This window comes from Limnohabitans sp. DM1 (assembly GCF_001269385.1).
Classification (GTDB): Bacteria; Pseudomonadota; Gammaproteobacteria; order Burkholderiales; family Burkholderiaceae_C; genus Limnohabitans_A.
Genome location: NZ_CXOO01000012.1, coordinates 12,425 through 35,936, shown reverse-complemented (window position 1 = coordinate 35,936; position 23,512 = coordinate 12,425). Strand labels below are relative to the sequence as shown.

Annotated in this window: 21 protein-coding genes; 6 read left to right on the top strand and 15 right to left on the bottom strand. The window is 61.6% G+C overall.

Translation table 11 applies throughout. From position 1 onward, the window contains the following. Positions 1–4: 4 nt before the first annotated feature. Genes AMM33_RS04745 through AMM33_RS04730 form a run of 4 tightly spaced genes read right to left on the bottom strand, consistent with a single transcriptional unit; the run spans position 5 to position 4,572 of the window. Complete coding sequence (locus tag AMM33_RS04745) at positions 5–916, bottom strand: AAA family ATPase (protein WP_089958794.1); 912 nt, start codon at positions 914–916, stop codon at positions 5–7. Beyond that, positions 909–1,700, bottom strand: coding sequence for an FAD binding domain-containing protein (locus AMM33_RS04740; protein WP_090139242.1), 792 nt, complete (start codon positions 1,698–1,700; stop codon positions 909–911). The genes AMM33_RS04745 and AMM33_RS04740 overlap by 8 nt, the downstream gene beginning before the upstream one ends. An 11-nt stretch (positions 1,701–1,711) precedes the next feature. After that, positions 1,712–4,093, bottom strand: coding sequence for a xanthine dehydrogenase family protein molybdopterin-binding subunit (locus AMM33_RS04735; RefSeq protein ID WP_090139241.1), 2,382 nt, complete (start codon positions 4,091–4,093; stop codon positions 1,712–1,714). Between the two features lie 11 nt (positions 4,094–4,104). Continuing rightward, on the bottom strand, positions 4,105–4,572 hold the full coding sequence (locus AMM33_RS04730) for a (2Fe-2S)-binding protein (RefSeq protein ID WP_089959120.1): 468 nt from the start codon (positions 4,570–4,572) through the stop codon (positions 4,105–4,107). Positions 4,573–4,891: 319 nt separating this feature from the next. Between AMM33_RS04730 and AMM33_RS04725 the strand changes: the two genes are divergently transcribed. Beyond that, positions 4,892–5,989 carry a substrate-binding domain-containing protein gene (locus AMM33_RS04725; RefSeq protein WP_369802404.1) on the top strand — a complete coding sequence of 366 codons (1,098 nt, stop codon included), beginning with the start codon at positions 4,892–4,894 and terminating at the stop codon, positions 5,987–5,989. Positions 5,990–6,100: 111 nt separating this feature from the next. Here AMM33_RS04725 and AMM33_RS04720 read toward each other — a convergent pair whose 3' ends face one another. Then, a complete protein-coding gene (locus AMM33_RS04720) occupies positions 6,101–7,012 on the bottom strand; it encodes a LysR family transcriptional regulator (protein ID WP_090139250.1) in 912 nt (303 codons plus the stop codon). Positions 7,013–7,111: 99 nt separating this feature from the next. Between AMM33_RS04720 and AMM33_RS04715 the strand changes: the two genes are divergently transcribed. The 5 genes from AMM33_RS04715 (at position 7,112) to AMM33_RS04695 (ending at position 11,827) form a co-directional block, all read left to right on the top strand. Next, complete coding sequence (locus tag AMM33_RS04715; RefSeq protein ID WP_090139240.1) at positions 7,112–8,176, top strand: tartrate dehydrogenase; 1,065 nt, start codon at positions 7,112–7,114, stop codon at positions 8,174–8,176. Positions 8,177–8,258: 82 nt separating this feature from the next. Then, positions 8,259–9,248, top strand: coding sequence for a Bug family tripartite tricarboxylate transporter substrate binding protein (locus tag AMM33_RS04710; RefSeq protein WP_090139249.1), 990 nt, complete (start codon positions 8,259–8,261; stop codon positions 9,246–9,248). A gap of 127 nt (positions 9,249–9,375) precedes the next feature. After that, positions 9,376–10,683, top strand: coding sequence for a glycerate kinase type-2 family protein (locus AMM33_RS04705; protein WP_090139239.1), 1,308 nt, complete (start codon positions 9,376–9,378; stop codon positions 10,681–10,683). 106 nt (positions 10,684–10,789) lie between these two features. Continuing rightward, positions 10,790–11,416 (top strand): Crp/Fnr family transcriptional regulator, encoded by a 627-nt coding sequence (locus AMM33_RS04700; protein WP_090139238.1) that lies wholly within the window; start codon positions 10,790–10,792, stop codon positions 11,414–11,416. An 84-nt stretch (positions 11,417–11,500) separates the two neighbouring features. Further along, positions 11,501–11,827 (top strand): thioredoxin family protein, encoded by a 327-nt coding sequence (locus AMM33_RS04695; protein ID WP_090139237.1) that lies wholly within the window; start codon positions 11,501–11,503, stop codon positions 11,825–11,827. 116 nt (positions 11,828–11,943) lie between these two features. Here AMM33_RS04695 and AMM33_RS04690 read toward each other — a convergent pair whose 3' ends face one another. The 10 genes from AMM33_RS04690 to mnmC form a co-directional block, all read right to left on the bottom strand. Next, positions 11,944–12,984 carry an NAD(P)/FAD-dependent oxidoreductase gene (locus tag AMM33_RS04690; protein ID WP_090139236.1) on the bottom strand — a complete coding sequence of 347 codons (1,041 nt, stop codon included), beginning with the start codon at positions 12,982–12,984 and terminating at the stop codon, positions 11,944–11,946. Positions 12,985–13,066: 82 nt separating this feature from the next. After that, positions 13,067–13,396 carry a ferredoxin FdxA gene (gene fdxA / locus AMM33_RS04685; protein ID WP_090139235.1) on the bottom strand — a complete coding sequence of 110 codons (330 nt, stop codon included), beginning with the start codon at positions 13,394–13,396 and terminating at the stop codon, positions 13,067–13,069. A 224-nt stretch (positions 13,397–13,620) separates the two neighbouring features. Continuing rightward, entirely contained in the window at positions 13,621–14,919 is a 1,299-nt protein-coding gene (locus AMM33_RS04680; RefSeq protein ID WP_090139234.1) for a sulfate adenylyltransferase subunit 1, read from the bottom strand. A gap of 111 nt (positions 14,920–15,030) precedes the next feature. After that, complete coding sequence (gene cysD / locus AMM33_RS04675) at positions 15,031–15,960, bottom strand: sulfate adenylyltransferase subunit CysD (RefSeq protein ID WP_090139233.1); 930 nt, start codon at positions 15,958–15,960, stop codon at positions 15,031–15,033. A 153-nt stretch (positions 15,961–16,113) separates the two neighbouring features. Then, complete coding sequence (locus tag AMM33_RS04670) at positions 16,114–16,869, bottom strand: phosphoadenylyl-sulfate reductase (RefSeq protein ID WP_090139232.1); 756 nt, start codon at positions 16,867–16,869, stop codon at positions 16,114–16,116. A gap of 136 nt (positions 16,870–17,005) precedes the next feature. Then, a complete protein-coding gene (locus AMM33_RS04665; protein ID WP_090139231.1) occupies positions 17,006–17,383 on the bottom strand; it encodes a DUF934 domain-containing protein in 378 nt (125 codons plus the stop codon). 85 nt (positions 17,384–17,468) lie between these two features. Then, positions 17,469–19,271: a nitrite/sulfite reductase gene (locus tag AMM33_RS04660; protein ID WP_090139230.1), complete on the bottom strand. Its 1,803-nt coding sequence runs from the start codon at positions 19,269–19,271 to the stop codon at positions 17,469–17,471. Between the two features lie 12 nt (positions 19,272–19,283). Beyond that, positions 19,284–20,075, bottom strand: a complete 792-nt coding sequence (locus AMM33_RS04655) for a sulfite exporter TauE/SafE family protein (RefSeq protein WP_090139229.1) — start codon at positions 20,073–20,075, stop codon at positions 19,284–19,286. A 258-nt stretch (positions 20,076–20,333) separates the two neighbouring features. Beyond that, positions 20,334–21,587: an SPOR domain-containing protein gene (locus tag AMM33_RS04650; protein ID WP_090139228.1), complete on the bottom strand. Its 1,254-nt coding sequence runs from the start codon at positions 21,585–21,587 to the stop codon at positions 20,334–20,336. Between the two features lie 62 nt (positions 21,588–21,649). Next, positions 21,650–23,497: an FAD-dependent 5-carboxymethylaminomethyl-2-thiouridine(34) oxidoreductase MnmC1 gene (gene mnmC / locus AMM33_RS04645; RefSeq protein ID WP_228767963.1), complete on the bottom strand. Its 1,848-nt coding sequence runs from the start codon at positions 23,495–23,497 to the stop codon at positions 21,650–21,652. Positions 23,498–23,512 lie beyond the last annotated feature (15 nt).

The window sequence follows — 23,512 nt, the reverse complement described above, 5'->3', positions numbered from 1 at the left end:
GGCATCAAGCCGACTGCGGCTCAGGTCGCAAAAGCTCGTCGATCATGGGGATCAAAGCTGCCACATCCTCACGCTGCTTGAACAAGATACCGGCCGTGTCCTGGATCACTTCCGGGTCAAGCTCCAGCGTGTCCAGTGCCACCAGTGCCTTGGCCCATTCCACACTCTCGGCGATGCCCGGGGAGCGCTGGAATGCATTGGCAAATGGCATCGCACGCAGCCGAGACACAAATTGTGTGACGGCTTCGGTCAACATCGGTGCGGCCTCAGGCACTTGACTTTGCACAATGGCCAGTTCCCGTTCACGCTCAGGGTAATCCAACCACTGGTAAAGACAACGCCGTTTCACGGCATCGTTCAGGTCGCGCGTGCGGTTGCTGGTGAGGATGGTGATCGGTGCCACTTGGGCCTTGATCGTGCCCAGCTCTGGAATGCTCACTTGGTATTCGCCAAGGTATTCCAGCAAGAAGGCCTCAAACGGTTCATCGGCACGGTCGACCTCATCGATCAGCAAAACGGCACCCGGAGCTGGCGCTTGCAAGGCCTGCAACAAAGGCCGACGAATCAGGTAGCGCTCTTGATAGACCTCTTGCTCGATTTCGGCCACGGTGTGGGTGGCTTGCGCCGCACGCATGTGCAGCAGCTGCGCTGTATGGTTCCACTCGTACAAGGCTTCGCGCTGCTCCATGCCGTCGTAACACTGCAGGCGCAGCATGGGCCGCCCCAACACCTTGGCCAGTGCTTTGGCCAATTCTGTTTTGCCAACACCGGGTTCGCCTTCGAGCAACAAAGGCCTTTTGAGCTTCATGGCCAAAAAGACCGATGTCGCCAGACGACGAGGCGCGTGATAACCCACACCCTCCAGGGCGTGGGTCAATGCATCGATGCTCACAAAATCGTGAATGGTTTCACGCATTGGCTTGTTGCACCGCCCGCTGTGTTTGCACCTTGATCAATTGGGCACGGAACGCAGCGCTGGCATGCAAGTCGCCATTGAGTTCATTCGCATCAATCGACACACCTTCGACAGCCTCGGCCGTGAAGCTTTTCGACAAGGCCGCTTCCAAGCCAGCATGGCGAAACACGCCATTGCCCGCACCGGTGATGGCCACGCGAACGCCTTGATCGGTTTGTGCGACAAACACGCCCACCAGCGCAAAGCGCGAAGCTGCTTGGCGGAACTTGGCATAGGCCGCCTTTTGGGGCACAGGGAAATGAATCGCGGTGATCAATTCACCTTCTTCCAGCGCCGTGGTGTACATGCCCTGAAAGAAATCGTCAGCCGCGATTTTTCGCTTGTTCGTTTGCACTGTGGCGCCCAATGCCAAAACGGCGCTGGGGTAGCAAGCTGCGGGGTCGTTGTTGGCCACCGATCCGCCCATGGTTCCCATGGCACGAACCTGACGGTCACCAATTTGGCCCGCCAGTGCGGCCAATCCAGGGATGGAGGATTTCACTTCGGCGCTGTCGGCCACAAACTCATGGCGTGTCATGGCACCAATGACCAAGGTGTTGCCTTCTTTTTTGATCCCGCTCAGTTCACCGACACCTGCCAAGTCAACCAAACTGCCGGGCTGGGCCAGGCGCTGCTTCAGGGAGGCGATCAAGGTTTGGCCCCCTGCCAGAGCTTGACCTCCGGCAGAGATTTTGGCCAGTGCGTCTGCCAATGCGGCGGGACGTTCGTATGCGAATGCGTACATGTTGTGGTTCCTCAGGCTTTGGCTTGTTGAATGGCGGTCCATACCCGGTTCGGGCTGGCGGGCATGTCCAGGTCTTTCACGCCCAGGGGGGCCAAGGCGTCGAGCACAGCGTTCATCACCGCAGGCGGCGAGCCGATGGCACCAGCTTCACCGCAACCTTTGGTGCCCAAAGGGTTTGTGGTGCAAGGCGTGCACACATGGCCAATCGTGAAGGAAGGGAAATCGTCGGCGCGGGGCATGGCGTAGTCCATGAACGAACCTGTGACCAGTTGCCCGGTTTCGCGGTCGTACACGCAGTGCTCCAGCAGCGCTTGACCGATGCCCTGAACCAAGCCACCGTGGACCTGGCCTTCCACAATCATCGGGTTGATGATGGTGCCAAAGTCATCCACCGCAGTGAACCTGTCCACATGAACTTGGCCTGTGGCCGGATCGACTTCGACCTCGCAAATGTAGGTGCCGGCCGGGAAGGTGAAGTTGGTCGGGTCATAGAAGGCTGTTTCATTGAGACCGGGCTCCAACTTGTCCAGCGGGTAGTTGTGGGGCACATAGGCGGTCAGGGCCACTTGGCCAAAAGTGACCATTTTGTCCGTGCCCTTGACCTTGAATTCACCACCGGCAAAGTCCACATCGGCATCGCTGGCTTCCATCAGGTGAGCCGCAATTTTCTTGGCTTTGGCCTCAATTTTGTCCAACGCCCGCATGATGGCTGCACCGCCCACCGAGATGGAGCGCGAACCATAAGTGCCCATGCCAAAGGGCACCCGGCCCGTGTCTCCGTGCACGATGTCCACTTGCTCGGGCGAGAGGCCCAAGCGAGCGGCCACCACCTGTGCAAACGTGGTTTCGTGGCCTTGGCCGTGGCTGTGCGAACCGGTGAAAACGGTCACGCTGCCAGTGGGATGCACACGCACTTCACCGCACTCAAACAAGCCTGCACGCGCACCCAGAGCACCTGCCACATTGGAAGGGGCCAGGCCGCAAGCCTCGATGTAGCTGGAATAACCCAAACCACGCAACAAGCCTTTGGCTTTGGATTGCGCCTTGCGTTGCTCAAGACCCGCCACATCGGCCAATTCATTGGCTTGTTTCAGGCAGGCGTGGAAGTCACCGGTGTCGTACTGCAAGGCAACCGGTGTCTGGTAAGGGAACTCGGTGATGAAATTGCGACGGCGAATTTCGTCTTGAGACAGACCCATTTCCCAAGCCGCGCGAGACACGATGCGCTCAAGCAAGTAGGTCGCCTCGGGTCGACCTGCGCCTCGGTAGGCATCCACGGGCGCTGTGTTGGTGAACCATGCGTCGACCTCCACATAGACCTGTGGCGTTTTGTACTGACCGGCCAGCAATGTGGCGTAAAGGATGGTCGGAACGGCCGTTGAGAACGTCGACAGGTACGCGCCCAGGTTGGCATCGGTGTGGACGCGGAAACCCAAGAACTTGCCATCCTTGTCCATGGCCAACTCTGCATGGCTGACGTGGTCACGGCCATGGGCGTCAGACAGGAACGCTTCAGAACGGTCGCAGTTCCACTTGATGGGGCGGTTGAGCTTTTTGGAGGCCCAAGTCAGGCACACATCTTCTGCATACAGATAAATCTTGGCACCAAAGCCGCCGCCCACATCGGGCGCAATCACACGAACTTTGTGTTCGGGCAGGCCCATCACAAATGCCGTCAAAAGCAATCGCTCGACGTGCGGGTTCTGGTTGGAGACATACAGGGTGTAATCGTCACCGGCCCGGTTGTAGTGCCCGATGGCCGCACGCGGCTCCATGGGGTTGGGGGCCAAACGGTTGTTGACCAAGTCAAGCTTGGTCACATGCGCAGCATTGGCAAATGTGGCATCGACGGCCGCCTTGTCACCAATGGCCCATTTGTAGCACTGGTTGTTGGAGGCAATGTCGTGGATCACAGGTGCGCCCGGGGCTTGCGCATCACGCACATCCACCACCGCAGCCAAGGGTTCGTAATCCACCACCACCAATTCGGCGGCATTGCGGGCTTGTTCGTAAGTTTCGGCCACGACCATGGCGACGTGGTCGCCCACATAACGCACTTTTTCGAAGGCCAAAATGGGGTGTGGCGGCTCTTTCATGGGTTCGCCGTTGGTGCTGGTGATCAACCAGCCGCAAGGCAAACCATTGATCTTGTCAGCGGCCACGTCCTGGCCATCCAAAATACCGATGACACCCGGCGCTGCCAGAGCCGCCGATTTATCGATGCTGCGGATTTTGGCGTGTGCGTGGGGCGAACGGACAAAGTAGCACTGGGCCATATTGGCCAGCACGATGTCGTCGGTGTACTGGCCCGCGCCGGTCAGGAAACGGTAGTCCTCCTTGCGGCGGAGGGATTCCCCAATGTGGGGCAGGTTGGCGAAATCGGAAGCACCCATGTTCGATCTCCTTAAGATTTCATGGCCGCTGCACCCTGCAGCACGGACTTGACAATGTTTTGATAACCGGTGCAGCGGCAAATATTGCCTTCCAGCGCCTCACGGACTTCGTGTTCACCCGCATTCGGTTGACGTTTGCACAAATCCAGTGCACTCATGACCATGCCTGGGGTGCAAAAACCGCATTGCAATCCATGGCACTCCTTGAAGGCTGCTTGCATGGGGTGCATGGTCCCATCTGCCGCCGCAAGGCCTTCGATGGTTTCGACCTCGGAGCCAGCAGCTTGCGCCAACAGCATGTTGCAGGACTTGACGGCCCGGCCATTCATGAGAACGGTACAGGCACCACATTGGGCCGTGTCGCAGCCCACATGTGTGCCCGTGAGTTTGAGATGCTCGCGCAATGCTTGCACCAGCAAAGTATGGGGCGCTGCCTCCACCGCAACGGCCTTGCCGTTGACCTTGAGTTGAACCTGCATTCCTGTCTCCTTTTTGAGGGTTTCACTTTTCATTTCAACGCACAAACACCCCAGATCCCGAGGATCTAAGTCCTTGGCGCGCATCCAGTTTCAGGCCGATCTTCAACCGATTCGCGCACGACCCGCAAAGCAGGACCGCAGGTAGGCGAGCCGCAGCACAACCGTCTGGAAATGGCCTGACAAGGTGTTCTTGTTTGCGCATTCATCCTAAGGGACGAAAGCTCATTTTTGGCTCAGGGATATCCGCTATGAAATGCGTTGCATACATCCCGGGCATGCGATGGACTGTCACCGTTCGCAATGAGGCACACTCCTGCCCGTGCAACACATCAACCTCTCTTACAGCTGGACCCCGCATCAAGCGCAGGCGCAGCAGCGTGACCAAATCAGCCCCCTGCGCAATCCTTTGATGGACATGCTGCAAGCTGTGCGGGCAACCGGCTCCATTGCGGGCGCTGCCCGCGTTTTGGATTTGTCCTATCGCCATGTCTGGGGCGAACTCAAGCGCTGGGAACAAGTGCTCGGCCAGCCTTTGATTCTTTGGGAAAAAGGCCAAGCCGCCCGCCTGTCGGAATTTGCCGACAAGCTGCTGTGGGCCGAACGCCAAGCCCAAGCCAGGCTGGTCCCCCAGATCAGCGCTTTGCAAGCCGAACTGGAAAAAACCTTTGCCGTGGCCTTTGACCCTGGCAGCCATTTGTTGACGGTCTATGCCAGCCACGACGATGCGCTGGTCAAACTCAGGGAACACAGTGCCCGGCAATCCCTGCATTTGGACATGCGCTTTTGTGGCAGCGTGGATGCGATCCGCGCTTTGAACGAAGGCCGCTGCACCGTCGCAGGGTTTCATGCCCCTTTGCAACCCGATGCCAGCACCTTGACGGCCCGCACATACAAGCCTTTGCTGAAAACCGGGCACCACAAACTGATCGGATTTGCCACCCGTGAGCAAGGCTGGATGGTGGCCCCAGGCAACCCCAAGAACATCTCGGGTTGGCACGACCTGACGCGGGCAGACCTGCGCTTGGTCAACCGGACACTGGGCACCGGCACCCGTCTGCTTTTGGACCAATGGCTGCAAACCCACAAGCCTGCAAGCCTGCCCACTGGCTACGACAACGAGGAGCCCTCACACTCTGCAGTGGCCACACGCATCGCCTCGGGCCACGCTGATTTGGGGCTGGGCATTGCATCCGCTGCACAAGCTCAAAAACTGGATTTTGTGCCCCTGACCCAAGAGAACTACTGGCTTGTGTGCCTGAAATCGGCCTTGGACAACCCGGCCGTGATCGCCATGCGTCAAGTCTTGCAAAGTCCGCAATGGCAGCAACAGCTGAGCCAACAAACAGGTTATCGCCTGAATGAACAAACCGGGCGAATTCAATCCCTCAAACAATGCCTGCCATGGTGGTCCCATTGAACCAGTACCCGACTTGAGTGAAGCGACCTGCAAAAAAGCGACCAGAAAAAAAGCATGCGTTGATTGAGCCCACAACAATCACATGTTTTTAGATAGAAATCATTGCCTTGCTCAAGGCCTGGCGGGCCTGAACGCCTCGTCCACAAAGTCCACAAACGCCCGCACCCGCGCCGCCGACTTGTGCTGAGCAGGGTAGACCGCATAAATGTCGGCATCGGGCGTGTGGTGCTGCGGCAGCACTTGCACCAGCTGGCCAGTGGCCAAGTGCTGGCGGATGTCCCATTCGGCCCGCAGCAAGAGGCCGTGACCATCCAGCGCCCATTGCACCGCGATGCTGCCGTCGTTGGTGGTCAGGTTGCCGCGTGTCTTGATGGTCTCGGTGGGGCCTTGTTTGCCGCGTGTGAGTTTGACCACGCCATAGGCTTCGCCCCCTTGGCGGATGCTGATGAAGTTGTGCCGGGCCAGGTCAGCCGGAGTTTTGGGCTCGCCATGTGCATGGAGGTAGGCGGGCGAGGCACACAGCAAGCGTTGGTTGTCGGCGATCTTGCGTGCAATGACGCGGGTGTCGGGCGGCGGGCCAAAGCGGATGCACACATCAAAGGCGTCGTCGGTCAGCGAGGGCGGGTCAACCGACAGCTGCAGCTGTGCATCGACTTGCGGGTATTGCCGCACGAAGCGGCTGATCAGTGGGCCGATGTGGCTGCGCCCAAAGCCCAGCGTGGCGTTGATGCGCAGCAGGCCGCTGGGCGTGGAGCGGCTGGCACCCAACTGCTGTTCCAGATCGGCCATCTCGGCCAGGATGCTGCGGGCGTGGCGCAGCATGGTTTCGCCTTCCACCGTCAGGCTCATGCGGCGGGTGGTGCGGTTGACCAGGGGAACACCCAGGCGCGACTCCATGTGCGTCAAGCGTTTGCTGACGGCGGCGGTGGTGATGCGCAGCTCACGCGCGGCGGCGCTCAGGCTGCCCGCCATGGCCAGTGCAGAAAAAAAGCCGAGATCGGCCGCTTGCAGGCGTGGTTCCATTGTTGATAACAGGTTAATAATGGATTGAATTTTAGGGTGTTTGTTGATCTGATCAGGCTCCAGAATGTCTGCACCGTTCAACATCCATCCCGCATTCACATGAAAACCTACCGCATCGCCACCATCCCCGGAGACGGCATTGGCAAAGAAGTCATCCCCGCAGGCCAACAGGTCATGCAGGCCTTGGCGAACGCCTGTGGCACCTTCGCTTTCGAGTTTGAAAACTTTGGCTGGGGCGGCGACTACTACCGCGAGCACGGCGTGATGATGCCGGCCGATGGCCTGGACGCCTTGCGTGGCAAAGACGCGATTTTGTTTGGCTCGGCCGGTGACCCGGACATCCCGGACCACATCACGCTGTGGGGCCTGCGCCTGAAAATTTGCCAGGGCTTTGACCAATACGCCAACGTGCGCCCCACACGCATCTTGCCTGGCATCGATGCACCGCTCAAGCGCTGCACGCCCAAAGACCTGGACTGGGTCATCGTGCGTGAAAACTCCGAGGGCGAATACTCGGGCGTGGGCGGCCGTGTGCACCAAGGCCACCCGATCGAGGCGGCCACCGACGTGTCCATCATGACCCGCGCAGGCGTGGAACGCATCTTGCGCTACGCCTTCAAGTTGGCGCAGTCGCGCCCGCGCAAGCTGCTCACGGTGGTGACCAAGAGCAATGCCCAGCGCCACGCCATGGTCATGTGGGACGAGATCGCTGTGCAGGTCTCCAAAGAGTTTCCCGATGTGAAGTGGGACAAAGAGCTGGTCGACGCCGCCACCGCCCGCATGGTCAACCGCCCGGCCACGCTGGACACCTTGGTCGCCACCAATTTGCATGCCGACATCCTGAGCGATCTGGCAGCCGCCTTGGCGGGCAGTTTGGGCATTGCGCCCACGGGCAACATCGACCCCGAGCGCCGTTACCCCAGCATGTTCGAGCCCATCCACGGCTCGGCCTTTGACATCATGGGCAAGGGCTTGGCCAACCCGGTGGGCACTTTCTGGTCGGTGGTCATGCTGCTTGAGCACATTGGCGAGCCGGCCGCCGCCCAGCGCCTGATGGCGGTCATCGAAAGCGTGACGGCCAATCCTGCGCTGCACACCGGCGACCTGGGCGGGAAAGCCCTGACGGCCGATGTCACCCAGGCGGTATGCAAAGCCCTCGCTTGAAGTCATGATGCAGGGCTGGATGCAGTTTGTCCTTTTCCTGATGACTGAATTTTGATCCCCTTAATCTTTGAAAGGTTTGAACATGCGCTCCCCATTTCTGCCGGTGTCCTTCGCTTGTGCTTTGCTCTTGTCTGCCAATGCGTTCGCTCAAGACTACCCCTCGGCCAATAAACCCATCACCTTCGTGCTGCCTTATGCCGCAGGCGGGCCGACCGACAAAGCCGCACGGGACCTTGCCCAGGCCATGAGCAAGGCCATGGGCGGGCACAGCATCGTGATCGACAACTCGGCCGGTGCTTCGGGCTCGATCGGGGCGAACAAAGTGGCCAAGGCGTCAGCTGACGGCTACACACTCTTGTTCACACACATTGCACAAGCGACCTTGCCCACTTTTTTCCGCAAATTGCCCTACAACGTGGAAAAAGACTTTGAGTACATCGGTTTGGTCAGCGAAAACCCGATGAACCTGATCGGTCGCCCCAGTTTGCCCGTCAACACCATGGGTGAGTTGGTCACCTGGATTCAGGGCAACAAGGGCAAGATCAACATCGCCAACGCAGGCCCCGGCTCTGCCTCGCACCTGTGCGGCATGTTGTTCCAGTCCACCCTCAAGGTGGACATGACCTCGGTGCCCTACAAAGGCACGGCCCCCGCCATGACCGACCTGATCGGCGGCCAGGTGGACCTGATGTGCGACCAGACCACGACCACGATCCCGCAGATCGAGGGCAAAAAGGTCAAGTCTTTCGCCGTGACCACGCCCACGCGTTTGAGCTCGCCGGTGCTCAAGGACAACCCCACCATGCAGGAAGCCGGGCTTAAGGATTTCAGCGTCACGATCTGGCAGGGCTTGTATGCACCCAAGGGCACACCCGCCCCGGTGCTGAAAAAACTCAATGACGCACTGAAAGTGGCGGTCAAAGATCCGGACTTCATCCGCAAGCAAGATGCTGGTGGTGCGTCTGTCATCAACGATGCCCGCAACGACCCAGCAGGTCACAAAGCCTTTGTGCTGGCCGAAGTGGCCAAATGGGCGCCTGTGATCAAGTCGGCGGGCGTTTACGCGGATTGAAGCGCACATCCAACCCACCAAAGGGTGCACTGGCCTCAGGGCTGGTGCACCCTTTTGACCTTGAAGGGTTATGGGCTGAAATGCCTTTATCCTTTGCGCCTGTTCTTTTGCCCGAGACTGTCTGAACATGACCGATCCTCAAACCGCGCTGCGCCACCTCTACGATGTGGCCGTGCAACGCGCCTTGCCCCTGCACAACACCGCCGCCCATTTGCCCACCCCGCCAGATCCGGCGAAGGGCCGCACCCTGGTGCTCGGCGCTGGCAAAGCCGGGGGCGCGATGGCGCAGGCGGTCGAGGCCCTGTGGCCAGCTGACGCGCCACTGTCGGGCCTGGTGGTCACGCGTTATGGCCACACGCCACCGCGCCCGGCGGGATTGCCCTCGCGCATCGAGGTGGTTGAGGCCGCCCACCCCGTGCCCGATGCAGCGGGTTTGCAAGCGGCCGAGCGCATTTTGGAATTGACGAAAGGCTTGACGGCCGATGATTTGGTGCTGTGCCTGATCTCGGGCGGCGGTTCGTCGCTGCTGACCTTGCCTGCCGACGGCATCGATTTGCAGCTCAAGCAAGACATCAACCGCCAGTTGCTGGCCAGCGGGGCCAATATTTCCGAGATGAACTGCCTGCGCAAACACCTCTCGCGCATCAAAGGCGGGCGGCTGGCGGCGGCATGCAGCCCGGCGCGGGTGGTCACGCTCACCATCAGCGACGTGCCGGGTGATGACCCGTCCATCATCGCCAGCGGCCCCACCGTGCCCGATGCCAGCAGCTGCGCTGACGCGCTGGCCATCTTGCAACGCTACGCCATCACGGTGCCCGACTCGGTGCTGCAGGCTTTGCAGTCGGGTGTTTGGGAAACGCCCAAGCCCGGCTCGCCCGTGTTTGCGGGGCACAGCGTGCACATGATCGCCACGCCCCAGCAGTCCCTGGAGGCCGCAGCTGCCGCTGCTCGTGCCATGGGGCTCAATGCTTACATCCTGAGCGACGAAATCGAAGGCGAATCGCGCGAGGTGGGCAAAGTACACGCGGCGCTGGCCCGTGCGGCGGCCAAGGGTCTTGGGCCCTTCACCAAGCCCTGTGTGATTTTGAGCGGTGGCGAAACCACCGTGACGATCAAGCCCCAAGCCGCTGGTGTGCCCAAGGGGCGCGGGGGGCGTGCGGGCGAGTTTTGCATGGGTTTGGCGCAAGCGCTGCAAGGCCAAGCGGGCGTGTGGGCCTTGGCCGCCGACACCGACGGCATCGACGGCATCGAGGACAACGCCGGGGCGCAAGTGAGCCCCGACACGCTGGCCCGCGCCCTGGCGCTGGGCCACAAGGTGGACGAGCACCAGCAGCGCAACGACGCTTATGGCTTCTTTGAACCCCTGGGCGATCTGGTCATCACCGGGCCCACACATACCAATGTGAACGACTTTCGGGCCATGCTGGTGCTGTGAAGCCTGCATGGCGCAGGCTTGTGTGCGGCGCAGTAGCACATGGCATGCGGCCAGTTGATGTGTGTCAAAACCGCAGGCGACATGCTCTGGCACAGTGGAGCCCATCATGTTGGCATCCGTTTCTTCCCTCACCTCCCATCCTGGCGTCACTGTGGCGGCGGGCACTGTTTTACTGCACCGGGGCGATGTGGTGGACCGCATCATCCACGTCAGCAAAGGGCTGGTCACGTTGGGGGTGTTGCAGCACGGTTCGCTGGAGCATCAGCTGGGAGCGGTGGAAGGCCCTTTCTGGCTAGAGGCCGCTTCCGGTTTGCTGGGCCTGACCCATGCGGTGGACGCTGTGGCGCAAACGCCCGTCGAATTGCACTACATCAGTGTGCAGGATTTTCTGGCCGAGGTGAACACCTTGCCTGCCAGCACGCAAAATCTGCTGAAGGACTTGGCCAAAGCCCAGCGACAGCAAACCGATCTGGCCGTGAGTCGTTTTTCCAAGGACGCCGATGCGCGCTGCGCCGAATGGTTGCTGCAGCATGCTGCGCCCCAGGAGGGCTCGGGTGGTCTGGCTGTCACTTTGACCGAGCGCAAACGCACCATCGCGGCGCAATTGGGCATCGCCCCTGAAACCTTCTCTCGCGTGTTGCGCCATTTGCGTGAGCGCCAACTCATCAGCGGTGGTGGCCGCATCCTGTCACTGCCCAACCCGCAAGCGCTGCGCGAGTTGGCTGGGGTTTGAGGCGCAGAGCAGCGGTGCCTCGGCCGATCACCTGCGGGCAGTGCCTTGCCCTATCATCCGGCATCCCCATTTTCGACCCACGTGATGACTGCTGCACTTGCCTACCTCAGTGACATTGAAGCACCCACCCGGGCCGAAGTGGAGGCTTTACGTGGCCTGGCCTTGCTGGAGTTTGGCACCGACTGGTGCGGCCACTGCCGCGCCGCACAGCCTGCGGTGGCCCGGGCGCTGGCAGGTCAACCGCAATGGAAACACCTCAAAATCGAAGACGGGCCAGGCCGTGCGCTGGGGCGTTCCTACCGCATCAAGCGTTGGCCTACGCTGGTGTTTCTGCGCGACGGGCAAGAAGTGGCCCGACTGGAACGCCCAACAAGCGCTCTGGACATCGTCCAGATGCTGTCGACGGCATGAAGGTCTTGCCCACCTTGCGAGCGTGCATTGGGCGGTATGGGTGAATTGGCAGAGGTCGGACTCTGCGGGGACCGATCTGCGGGATTGCATGATCGAAGTTTGGGGTTCCTAGGTGATCAGGCGATACCCAGGCGCTGGTGCAGCAAGGTGGAAGTGGTGGTGTACTGCAACAGGGTTTTTTCTTCAGGTCGCAGCAGCGCCTGGGCGCCAAAGGCGGCCAAAGTGGCTTCGTGGAAGCCGCAGAGGATGAGTTTCTTTTTGCCGGGGTAGGTGTTGATGTCACCCACGGCAAAGATGCCGGGCTCCGAAGTCCCGAAGTTTTCGGTGTTGACCACCAGTTGCTTGCGTTCCATGGCCAGGCCCCATTGCGCCACGGGGCCTAATTTGGGCGACAGGCCCAGACAGGTTTGCAGCACATCCAGGCTCAGCCATTCGGTTTCGCCTTGCGGGTTGAGCAGTTCCAGCGCTTGCAGGCGGCCTTGCTCGGTCCTCAGGCCGGTGGGCTGACCGGCCACAAAGCGCATGCGGCCTTGGACGCAGGCTTGGCGCATTTGCTCGGTCAACTCGGGTGTGGCGCTGAACTGGTCGCGTCGGTGCAGCAGGGTGACGCTGGCTGCGGCGTGCGGGCCTGTCATGGCATCCAGGCAGGTTTGCAAGGCGGTGTCGCCGTCGCCGGCCACCACCAAATGGTGTCCTGCCCAGCGCTTGGGCGCAGGGTGTTCGGCAAACACCTGCGTGCCTTCAAAAGCACTCAGGCCATCGAGCACCATGCGGCGCGGCACAAAAGCGCCGACGCCCGCCGCAATGAACAAGGTGGAGGTGAGAAAGTGTTGTCCGCCATCGGTGGTGATGGCCAAGCGCTGGTCGGCTTGGCGTTCGATGTGGGTGACTTGCTGGCCCAGGTGCAAGGTGGGTTTGAAGGGCGCCATTTGCTGCTGCAAGCGCTCGACCAGCTCTTGGCCGGTGCAAAAAGGGATGCCCGGGATGTCGTAAATCGGTTTGCCCGCATACAGCTCGGCGCATTGGCCGCCCGCATGGGGCAGGGCGTCGACCACTTGGCAGTGCACGCCTTGCAGCCCCAACTGAAACACCTGAAACAGGCCCACGGGGCCTGCGCCAATGACCAGTGCTTCGGTCTCGATGGGGGCCTGGGTCATGGGAGGGGCTTGAAGAAAATGGCCGAAAAATCAGCCCCATGTGAAAGGGCTGGGCAAACGGTCAGCGCATGGGCGCTGGCGTTCAGCGGATCAACTCGGACAACTTGCCGGTTTTGTCTTTCCACTCCTCAGCGCTTGGCAGGGGCGCCTTGCGCTTGGTGATGCTTTTCCAGCCGGGCAGCAAAGCCAACTCGGCGTTCAGTTGGGTCATGTGCTGTTGGTCGGCTGGCAGGTCTTCTTCAGCGTAGATGGCGTTGACGGGGCACTCGGGGATGCACACGGCGCAGTCGATGCATTCATCGGGGTCGATGGTCAGGAAGTTGGGGCCTTCGCGGAAGCAGTCCACAGGGCAAACGTCCACACAGTCGGTGTATTTGCACTGGATACAGGATTCGGAAACAACGTGGGTCATGGTGGACTCTGGAAATTAGATGGCGCTGCGTGTGCTGCACTAAACTGGTGATTTTAAAGGAGTTGGAAAGGCCATGGCGCTCAAATTGTGGATGGCTGCACAAGTTCGGGCGGGGTCATCGCACCTTAATTGGGGTCAGATCCCAATTAATCCTGAAAGTCGCCTGGTGATTTTTAAATTGGGATCTGACCCCAATTAGCTGTGACCCCATTTAACTGCCCCCCTCAGTTCACCAGCACGGCCCCCGAGGTTTTGTGGCTGGCGGTGTCCACGAGCACCAGCGCGCCCAAAATGCGCGACTGCGCAAAGGGCAGGGTGGCCAATGGCTCTTGCAGGGTCAGCGTGACATGGCCGATGGCGTTGGGGGGCAGTTCGGTGGCTTCTTCCTCGGCCAGAGTGTTCACATTCAGGCGGTGCACCACGCGCTGCACCCGGGCCTTGACCCAGCGGTGGCCGTGCAGCGCCCAATAAAGGCGGCCTGCCACCAGCGGTTCGTCGTCCATCCAGGCGATGGTGGTGCTGAGTTGGCGCTGGCCTTCGGGGCTGCCGTGTTCTGCCAGCAGCCAGTCGCCACGCGACACATCCACCTCGCGGTCGAGCACGATGCCTGCGCTGTGGCCTGCGGCTTTGTTTTGCGGCTGGCGGGTGGCGCTCAACACTTGGGAGACCACGGCGGTTTGGCCGCTGGGGAAGACCTTGACGGTCTGGCCTGGCTCGACGCTGCCGGTGGCCACGCGGCCCCAGAACACGCGCCGGCCTTGGGTGGTCACGCCGGAATCATGAAACTTTTCGACCCATTGAACAGGGAAGCTGAAGGCCACATCGGTCTCGGCCGGGGTCACAGGCAGGTCTTCGAGGATGCTGAGCAGGCTGGGGCCGGTGTAGCCGCACCAGTCGGGCTGCGAATCAACCACGTTCCAGCCTTTCAGGGCCGACACGGGGACCATGGCGGTCACGGTGATTCCGGCTTCTTTGGCAAATTTTTGCAATGCGCCTGCGATGTTTTGGTAAGCCACGGCCCGATCGGCCACGGCATCAAGCTTGTTGATGGCGAACACGATGGAGGGCACGCGCAGCAGGTTCACCAGCAGCGAGTGGCGGCGTGTTTGCGGCAGCAGTTGCAAATTGGGGTTGGCCCAGTCGAGCTTGATGGCGTCGACCAGCACCACGGCAGCGTCAGCGCTGGATGCGGCTGTGACCATGTTGCGGGTGTACTGCTCGTGGCCGGGTGCGTCGCCGATGATGAATTTACGGGCTTCGGTGTTGAAGTAACGGTAGGCCACGTCGATGGTGATGCCTTGTTCACGCTCGGCACTCAAACCGTCGGTCAACAGGGCCAGGTCGGTTTCACCCGAGCGCTGCACCCCTGCCAGGTGGTCTTGCAGAACGGCCTTGGTGTCGACCAGCAGGCGGCCAATCAGCGTGCTCTTGCCATCGTCGACCGAGCCGCAGGTGATGAATCGCAACGCGGTTTGCGTGTTGCTTTCAGAGGACTTGGCAGAAAAGTGTTGTTCGTTGTGCATGATTCGTCTTATTTCGGTGTTCTGTAGGCGCGAGCCCTGCTCGCGAATGGTGGTTGGCCATCACCTCTGATTCGGCCGCAGGGGCGACCTCCCAAAGGGGCATTCGCGGCTTTAGAAGTACCCATCTTTCTTGCGCTTCTCCATCGAAGCCTCGGACGTCTTGTCGTCCATGCGCGTGGCCCCGCGTTCGCTCACATCGGCGGCCAGCGTTTCGATGACGATCTGCTCAGGCGTGGCTGCCAGGCTCTCCACCGGGCAGGTGCAGGTGATGTCGCCCACAGTGCGAAAACGCACGTCGCGCAAAACCACTTCTTCGCCGTCTTTGGGTGGCGTCAGCTCGGTCACCGGCACCAGCAGGCCCCGGCGGTCCACCACTTCGCGCTTGTGGGTGTAGTAGATCGACGGCAGCGCAATGCGTTCGCGGGCAATGTATTGCCACACGTCCAGCTCGGTCCAGTTGCTGATGGGGAACACACGAAAGTGCTCGCCCGGTTGCAGCTTGTGGTTGAACAGCGTCCACAGCTCGGGCCGCTGGGCCTTGGGTTGCCACTGGCCAAAGCTGTCGCGGTGCGAAAAGATGCGCTCCTTGGCGCGGGCCTTTTCTTCGTCGCGGCGGGCACCGCCAATCAGCGCGTCAAAGCCGAACTCTTCAATCGCTTCGAGCAGCGTGACCGACTGGTGCACATTGCGGCTCTCGCCCGGGTGGGCCAGACGCACAGTGCCGCGCTTCATCGAGTCTTCGACGCTGCGCACGATCAGCTCGGCCCCCAGTTCTTTAGCCCGTGAATCGCGGAAGTCAGTCACTTCTTTGAAGTTATGGCCCGTGTCGATCATGAGCAGCGGGTAAGGAATGCGACCGGCACCAAAAGCTTTTTCGGCGCACTTGAGCATGACCAGCGAGTCCTTGCCGCCCGAAAACAGCAGGGTGGGGCGCTCGAAAGCGGCGGCGACTTCGCGCAGGATAAAGATGGTTTCTTCTTCCAACGCGTCGAGGTGGGCATTGCTCAGGGTGTGCAGTTCGGTTGGGGTGATGGCGGTCATGTGCGTTCTTTGTTTTCTGTAGGAGCCAGCCCTGCTGGCGATTCGCTTGAAAGTGGTCTGCTGGTCAATCGCTTGCAGGGCAAGCTCCTACAGACAAGCTTTCTACGTTTGGGTTTAGGAGCCAGCCCTGCTGGCGATGGTTTTGATCAGTTTTTAATTCTTGACGTGCAGGCCACATTCCTTGGCCGCTTCGTCCTCCCACCACCAGCGCCCGGCGCGGAACTCCTCGCCCAGGCTGATGGCGCGGGTGCAGGGGGCGCAGCCGATGCTCGGGAAAAACTGGTCGTGCAAGGGGTTGTAGTCCACCTGGTTCGTGGCGATGTAGTGCCACACGTCGCCCCAGGCCCACCTGGCCAGCGGGTTGAACTTGGCCAGGTTTTTGGAGGCTTCTTCACTGGTGTCGAGCAGGGGCACTTCGGCGCGGGCGTTGGATTGCTCCTGACGCAGACCCGTGATCCAGGCGCGTTGGCCCGTCAAGGCGCGGGCCAGCGGCTCTATCTTGCGGATGCCGCAGCAGGCCTTGCGCAAGTCCATGCTCTGGTACATCGCGTCCTGACCTTTTTCACGGACGAACTGGATGACCGATTCGGGCACCGGGCGGTACACCACGATGGGCGCACGCGAATGCGCCTGCGTGCGCTCCAGCAGGGCCAGGGTTTCGGTGTGCAGCGCGCCGGTTTCGAGCACAAAGACCGGGATGCCCAGCTGCAGACGGTTGATGAGGTGGGTGATCACCACGTCTTCGGCACCCAGGCTGGAGGCTTGGGTCACGGGCGCAAATTCGGCGGCAGCGCGTTGCAGCAGCGCCTGCGTTTCGGCCAGCTTGGCGGCAAAGTCGGGGCTGGCTTGGGCGTTTTGCTCGGTGGCTTTGAGCGGCGCGTTGCGGGAAGAAATCAGGCTAGAAGTCATGGTGTGTCTTTTGTAGGAGACCACCCCGTGGGCGATGGTGGGTGGTCCTTCGCAGGGGACATCGCCCACGGGGTGGGCTCCTACAGGGATGTGTGTCGGCGGGTTGGTTTTGTTGATAGTCCTGTGGCCACTGACCTCAGGCGGCTTTGGCAAAGTGCGGTTGGGTTTCGACCGCCGAGCCTTGGTAGAACCCGGCAAAGCGCTCAAACTGGCGCTGCGCTGCCGATGCGTCCACGCCCTCGCGCAGCACGGCCACGTCAAAACCCGTGCGCTGCATCTGCACCAGCTGGTCGATCAGCACATCCCCCGTGGCGCGCAACTCGCCCGCAAAGCCCAGGCGGCGTCGCAGCAAAAAGGCCTGGCTGTAGGCGCGGCCGTCGGTGAATTTGGGGAACTGCAGATCGATGCGGGTCACGCCGCTCAGGTCGAGCGCGCGAGGGTCGGCGTCGTTGGCCAGTGTGAGGACCACAGGCGATTCAACAGCTTGGTGTTCTTGGGCGGAAATGATTTTCATGGTCGTTTTGTCTTTGTGTAGGAGCCCACCCTGTGGGCGATGTTTTCGCAAAATCGCCCACGGGGTGGGCTCCTACAAGAGTGCTTCAGATGGTGGTTTCCTCGGCGGGGTGGCGGGCGGCGTTGGCGGCGGCTTTGAACGGCTCTTGCCCCACGCGGCGCAGGGTGTCGATGAAGGCTTCGGCCTTGTGGCCTTGGCTGGTGCGCAGGGCCTTGTAGGTGTCCAGAATCGCTTCGATCACGTCAGGCACTTCAAACGAAGAGAACGAAGGGCCGACCACCTTGCCCGCCACGGTGGGGCCTGACAGCGCTTTGCCGTCCGAGCCGCCCAGCGTGACCTGGTACCACTCCTTGCCGTCTTTGTCCACGCCCAAAATGCCGATGTGGCCCGAGTGGTGGTGACCGCAGGAGTTGATGCAGCCGCTGATGTGGAAGTCGATGTGACCCAGGTCGTTCAGCTCGTCCAGGTCCTGGTAGCGTTCGGTGATGGCGGCCGCCAAAGGCAGCGAGCGGGCATTGGCCAGGGCGCAGTAGTCGCCGCCGGGGCAGGCGATCATGTCGGTCAGCAAACCAATGTTGGGCTGGGCCAGTCCCAGCGCTTTGGCTTCGAGCCACAGGGCGTGCAACTGGTCCAGGCGCACCCAGGGCAGGACCAGGTTTTGGGTGTGGGTCACGCGGGCTTCGCCAGCGGAGTATTTGGCGACCAGCGCCGCAGCGGCATCGAGCTGGTCGGCGGTGGCGTCGCCCGGCGCTTGGCCCGTGCGCTTGAAGGACAAACTCACGGCGCGCAGGGCAGGGTTCTGGTGGAGCTTGACGTTTTGCGTGATCCAGCGGGCAAAGGCTGGCGTCTTGGCCGCTTCGATGCTGACATCGGCTTCGGCCTTGGCGGCCCATGACGCATCGTTTGGCAGGTTCAAAGCAGGCGCGGCAAAGCAGGCGGCCACGCGGTCGAACTCGGCTTGCGGGATGGTGTGCAGGCCGCCGTCCTTGACCAGAATGTCCTGGTACTCGGCCTCGACTTCGTCAAAGTAACGCTGGCCTTCGGCTTTCACCAAAATTTTGATGCGCGCTTTGTAGATGTTGTCTCGGCGGCCCCAGCGGTTGTAGACGCGGATCACGGCTTCGAGGTAATTCATGATCTGGTTCCAGGGCAGGAACTCGCGGATCTGCGTGCCCACCGTGGGCGTGCGGCCCATGCCGCCGCCCACCAGCACCTTGAAGCCCACTTCGCCAGCCGCGTTCTTCACCATTTGCAGGCCCACGTCGTGCCAGCCAATGGCGGCGCGGTCTTCCACAGCGCCCGTGATGGCGATCTTGAATTTGCGGGGCAAAAACGCGAACTCGGGGTGCAGCGTGCTCCACTGGCGGATCAGCTCGGCGTAAGGGCGTGGATCGACCACTTCGTCCACCGCCACACCGGCCAACTCGTCGGTGGTGGTGTTGCGGATGCAGTTGCCGCTGGTCTGAATGCCGTGCATGTTCACGCTGGCCAGCAGGTCCATCACCTCGGCCGATTTGGACAGGGGAATCCAGTTGAACTGCACGTTTTGGCGGGTGGTGAAGTGGCCGTAGTTGGTGGTCAGTTTGGGTGCCAAGCCGGCGATTTTGTCTTGCGTGGCCTGGGCTTCGGCCAGCAGGGCGGCGTCGGGCGTGTCGTACTCGCGGGCAATTTGGGCCAGCACTTTGAGCTGGGGCGCCGAGATTTCGCCATAAGGCACGGCCACGCGCAGCATGGGCGCGTAGCGCTGCACGTACCAGCCGTTTTGCAGGCGCAGGGGCTTGAATTCATCGCCGCTGAGTTGCCCGGCCTGATAGCGCTCGAGTTGGTCACGGTGTTGAGCAGCGCGGGAGCGCACGAACTGTTTGTCAAATTCGGTGTATTGGTACATGAGGGTTCTTCTTCAGATCAAAACGAGTTTGGTGCCAGCCCAGGCCAGCAAGACGGAAAGCAAGGAACGGATCACGCGGTCGGGCGTGTGGTGGGTCAGGCGTGAGCCCAGCCAGATGCCGGGGAGTGAGCCCGCCAGCAGCTTGGCCAGCAAAGACCAGTCGACAGACCCCAAAGAGGCATGGCCCAGCCCAGCCACCAGCGTGAGCGGCACGGCGTAAGCGATGTCGGCGGCCACGATGCGCGGCAGGGGAAGCATGGGGTAAAGCAAGAGCAAAACGGTGACGCCAATGGCACCCGCGCCGACCGAGGTGAGGGTGACCAAGGTGCCAATCAGGGCACCGAACACCACCGGCAGGCTCCAGTGGCGTGGGGTGCTGGCATGGGCTTCGTCGGCACTGGCCAGGTGGCGGGGCACTTGCTTGCCACGCACGGCCTTGTAGAGCATGGCGGCGGCCGTCAGCAGCAATGCCACACCCAATGTGGTGGTCATCAGCGACTGCACCTCAGGGGAGGCTGGTCCCACCCCGTGCAAAAAGCCCAGGGTGACCAAGCAGGCCGGAATGCTGCCCGCACTGAGCAAGCCCACCACGCGCCAGGGCACGATGCGCTGGCGGGCAAAGCTCACGGTGCCGCCCAGTTTGGTGAAAGCCGCAAACAGCAAGTCGGTGCCGACCGCCATATAGGGCTTGACGCCAAAGAAAAAAATCAACAGCGGCGTCATCAAGGAGCCGCCACCTACCCCCGTCAGGCCCACGATGGTGCCCACGAAGAAACCTGCAAAGACATAAGCCAAATCAACCATGGGGGCGACTTTAAGCGTGCTTTATGCCAAAACAAACGATTTTTTAGTTGGGTATATATTCCATAGGCTTATAAAGATGGCGTTTGCGCACACAGGCCTATCCTCTGGGGGTGTGTATTCAGGTCTGGTTTTGAAGACGGCGCTGTGGCGCTGCGCGAATGCTGACAGGGCCGTCCTGAGGGCGTGACGGGCTTGGCGCGGGCAGGCTTGGGTGCAGGAAGACCACGGCGGAGGCATGAGCCCCCGCCGTGCGAAGGCTCAGCGGTTTTTTTCCGCCTGTTTGGCTTTGCTGCCCGGGGCTTGGCTGTGTGCCAGGACGTTGGCTCGGGAGCGGATTTTGCTGGTGCTGGGCAGCTCTTGACGTGATTTGAAGGTCTGGGCGCGCTCTTGTGACCTGAATGGGCCGGTGAGTACGCTGAACTGAAGGGCACCCTGATCGCGTTCGTACACGGGAACGATCCGGGCATTGGCCAACCAGGTTTTGGATTGAATCAGTTGTTGCGCCTTGCTTGCCGTGCTGAATTGGCCGTGTTCGATGAGGAAACTGTCTTTGGGCAATGTGTTGAGCCATTGGCGACCTTTGACGGCGACTTTGGGCAAGGGCTCCGGAACGGCCGCCTCAGAGGGGGCAGACGCGGTCAATGCCGCTTGCGCCACGCCGGGCGTGGCATTGCTGGACACAGCGGGCGCCACCACGGTTGCGGGCGTGAGGGGTGCTTGCAAAGCCTCGGATGCCGATGGCAGTGCGGAGGCAGGGGCCGCATTGGATGCGGCGCCGGGCTCGGACGCTGCCCTGGCCTCGGAGGCTGCGGCCGCTTCGGAGGCGGCTGCTGTCGGTGCAGCAGCTGGTGTATCCGTTGCTGAATGGCGGGGTGCATTCGCCCCAGCACCTGGAGCCAGTGTTTGCCAGGTCAAGCCAGCCGCGATGAGCGCCAGCCCCCCGGCCACGCCCGCCCACGAGGTGCGCGACAGGGTCATTGCGCCCGAGGCCTTGGGCTGGCTGGGCGGTGTCCATGGAATGTTCCAGCTCTCGATGCGGGTGCCCGGTTCCAGGCTTTGTGGCAGCGCTTGTTCGGGGCCTGTGAACAGCAAGATCAGCCCGACACCAAAGCTGGGAAAGTGTTTGAGCAAGCGCTGAAGCAGCGACAACTCGTGTACCGCCAGCAATTGGGCCTTGTCGATCACCCAGATCTTGACCGGGGTGCTGATGGCGCCGGGTTTCATGGCCAGATCAATTGATAAATCTGCCAGCCGTTCGTTGATTTTGGCCAGCAGAGGCTGGCTTTTTTCACCCGAAAAGTATTTGACCGTGAGCTCAGGGTTCTGCGCTGTCAGTTGGTTCACCAGGGTTTGACAGTTGTGGCTCAAAAAGTCGGACGAGGTGCAAAACAGCGCCAGGCTTTGGTTGTGCTGCATCAGGGAGGCGGCACATTTTTCGATGCGCAGGCGGTCCGAGGGGCTCCAGGGCCACAGTGGGGTCGTTGCATCGGTCGATGCAGTCAAGGAATTCATGAGAGAGGGTCGGTTTCGGACAGTGATGACACTGAGGTATTAAACAATATGACCAAGGTGTCTTAATGTTGTTGATTTTGTCGTTTTTTGAAACGTTCGGCAAGCAATGATTTCGCCAAGGATGGCGACAGGGGCAAAGGCTCATTTTCCAGCAAAGCGGCCGTCATTTCGCCACACAAGACCGCCAAACTGATGCCTCGTGCCCCCATGCCTGCACTGATCCACAAGCCGGGCCACGTTGTGGCGTCGATGGGTCCCACCACGGGCAAGCGGTCTGGCAAGGTGCAGCGCAGGCCCGCCCAGCCTTGCACTTTGGGTGCAGAAAACTGTCCGGCCATGGCGGCACCCAGCGTGGGCAAGAGCGTGACCAGGCGCTTGTGGTTGGCGCTGTGGTCTTCTTCCCGAAGGGGGGCCTGGGTGCAGTTGCGCTCAAAAGTCGACCCCATAAACCAGCCGTTGGCCCCCTCAGGCGTGGGCACGCCAGCGATGAAACTGCCGTGGCCGTTCACCGGGAAGGGCGGCAGTTGCTGCGTGGCGGCCTGGGGCAGTCCCGCCAATTCGCCAAAACTGATTTGTCCGCGCAGCGGGTTCAGCGGGATGGCGGGTTTGTCGGCATCGGGCGGCAGGCTGTTGAGCATGTGCAGGGTGTCAAACCCCCCCGAAAAAACCACCCATTCAGCCTGCGCAATGGGCTTCCCAGCCGCGTCGCAAGCTTGCCATTTGTTCGAGGTGAGCGGGGTTTGCCCGTCTGATCCACCTGATGCATCTGGCAGGCGCTGCAAGTGCGCCATGCGCTGGCCCCACAGGGTGAGGACGCCGGGGGTATTCAATTGAGCGGCGACCAAAGTCTGGGGGCGAAGCCAGCCCGCCAGCTTGTGCCAAAGCGCGTTGTCGCTGGGCGCCAAGCCCGCTTGGCGAAGGTGTTCGGGGGTGGCCTGTGTGCTCCATTCGTGGGCTGCCTCGGGCCAGTCCGAGCCTGTAGGCAAGCTGCGTTTGCCTTCCACACGGTGTTCCAGCACGCCTGTGGGGGACCAGTCGGCACCCGTTTTCAGGAGTTGCTCAGCGCGTTGCAGCGTGGCACGCACACCTGAGCGGGTGATGCGCGAGAGCACGTTGTCGTCGGGTGACACATGGGGCGCGGTCAGCCCGGCGGGCAGGCCGGAAGCCCCGGCGCCCGGGCTGCTGCCCTGGTCGATCACGGTGACCGCCCAGCCGCGCAAGGCCAGGCTGTGGGCCACCGCCGAGCCCGACAAGCCCGCGCCGATCACCAATGCCTGGCGTGATGCCGGTGGGGCCGCATGCCGCAGGCGGCTGCGCGGCTGCCAGGCGGGCGCATACAGGGCGCTCAGGCAGGTGGCTTCTGGCAAATCTTTGTGGGGCAGGGGCTGAAAGCCGCATTGCAGCCATTCTTCAGCCGATGGCATGTCGCTCGTCCGCTCCATGGCCAGCCGTGTGCCTGGGCGGCACAGGCGAGAGACTGCTTGCAGCCTTTGCAAGCGTGAGGCGCCTTGGCGGGTGTCTTGGCTCGGGGCGGGCTGGCACTGCGGGCTGCCCAGCAAGACGCTGTCAGCGGCCACATCCATCTCGCGCAGGGTTTTTTCGGGCGCGCCCAGGTGCAGCGTCAGCTGAACGCGGCCCTCTTCAAACACCAGCCGGTGCGTGCCGGGCATCAGGCCCCGCCATTGCCGTCTGAGTGACGCGCTCAAGCCCGCGAGTGCCGGATGGTTTTGGGCGATGGCCTGCAGGTCTTGCAAGGCGCAGGGGTGGTCCGCCAGCACGCTGAAAAACAGGCGATCAGGTCTGCGGGGGTCTTGCAGCCAGGCCTGCCAGGAGGCCAAAAAGGCCAGGCCGTGGACGGCATCGCCCACCTGCATCACATGCCATTGGCGCAGGTCAGCCCACTCGGGCATGCCGCTTGGGTGGGG

What these genes read in the sequence shown, in the direction of transcription:
- AMM33_RS04745 (WP_089958794.1), bottom strand. Translation starts at nt 916, where the DNA reads ATGCGTGAAACCATTCACGATTTTGTGAGCATCGATGCATTGACCCAC.
- AMM33_RS04740 (WP_090139242.1), bottom strand. Translation starts at nt 1,700, where the DNA reads ATGTACGCATTCGCATACGAACGTCCCGCCGCATTGGCAGACGCACTG.
- AMM33_RS04735 (WP_090139241.1), bottom strand. Translation starts at nt 4,093, where the DNA reads ATGGGTGCTTCCGATTTCGCCAACCTGCCCCACATTGGGGAATCCCTC.
- AMM33_RS04730 (WP_089959120.1), bottom strand. Translation starts at nt 4,572, where the DNA reads ATGCAGGTTCAACTCAAGGTCAACGGCAAGGCCGTTGCGGTGGAGGCA.
- AMM33_RS04720 (WP_090139250.1), bottom strand. Translation starts at nt 7,012, where the DNA reads ATGGAACCACGCCTGCAAGCGGCCGATCTCGGCTTTTTTTCTGCACTG.
- AMM33_RS04715 (WP_090139240.1), top strand. Translation starts at nt 7,112, where the DNA reads ATGAAAACCTACCGCATCGCCACCATCCCCGGAGACGGCATTGGCAAA.
- AMM33_RS04710 (WP_090139249.1), top strand. Translation starts at nt 8,259, where the DNA reads ATGCGCTCCCCATTTCTGCCGGTGTCCTTCGCTTGTGCTTTGCTCTTG.
- AMM33_RS04705 (WP_090139239.1), top strand. Translation starts at nt 9,376, where the DNA reads ATGACCGATCCTCAAACCGCGCTGCGCCACCTCTACGATGTGGCCGTG.
- AMM33_RS04700 (WP_090139238.1), top strand. Translation starts at nt 10,790, where the DNA reads ATGTTGGCATCCGTTTCTTCCCTCACCTCCCATCCTGGCGTCACTGTG.
- AMM33_RS04695 (WP_090139237.1), top strand. Translation starts at nt 11,501, where the DNA reads ATGACTGCTGCACTTGCCTACCTCAGTGACATTGAAGCACCCACCCGG.
- AMM33_RS04690 (WP_090139236.1), bottom strand. Translation starts at nt 12,984, where the DNA reads ATGACCCAGGCCCCCATCGAGACCGAAGCACTGGTCATTGGCGCAGGC.
- fdxA (WP_090139235.1), bottom strand. Translation starts at nt 13,396, where the DNA reads ATGACCCACGTTGTTTCCGAATCCTGTATCCAGTGCAAATACACCGAC.
- AMM33_RS04680 (WP_090139234.1), bottom strand. Translation starts at nt 14,919, where the DNA reads ATGCACAACGAACAACACTTTTCTGCCAAGTCCTCTGAAAGCAACACG.
- cysD (WP_090139233.1), bottom strand. Translation starts at nt 15,960, where the DNA reads ATGACCGCCATCACCCCAACCGAACTGCACACCCTGAGCAATGCCCAC.
- AMM33_RS04670 (WP_090139232.1), bottom strand. Translation starts at nt 16,869, where the DNA reads ATGACTTCTAGCCTGATTTCTTCCCGCAACGCGCCGCTCAAAGCCACC.
- AMM33_RS04665 (WP_090139231.1), bottom strand. Translation starts at nt 17,383, where the DNA reads ATGAAAATCATTTCCGCCCAAGAACACCAAGCTGTTGAATCGCCTGTG.
- AMM33_RS04660 (WP_090139230.1), bottom strand. Translation starts at nt 19,271, where the DNA reads ATGTACCAATACACCGAATTTGACAAACAGTTCGTGCGCTCCCGCGCT.
- AMM33_RS04655 (WP_090139229.1), bottom strand. Translation starts at nt 20,075, where the DNA reads ATGGTTGATTTGGCTTATGTCTTTGCAGGTTTCTTCGTGGGCACCATC.
- AMM33_RS04650 (WP_090139228.1), bottom strand. Translation starts at nt 21,587, where the DNA reads ATGAATTCCTTGACTGCATCGACCGATGCAACGACCCCACTGTGGCCC.
- mnmC (WP_228767963.1), bottom strand. Translation starts at nt 23,497, where the DNA reads ATGCCCGAGTGGGCTGACCTGCGCCAATGGCATGTGATGCAGGTGGGC.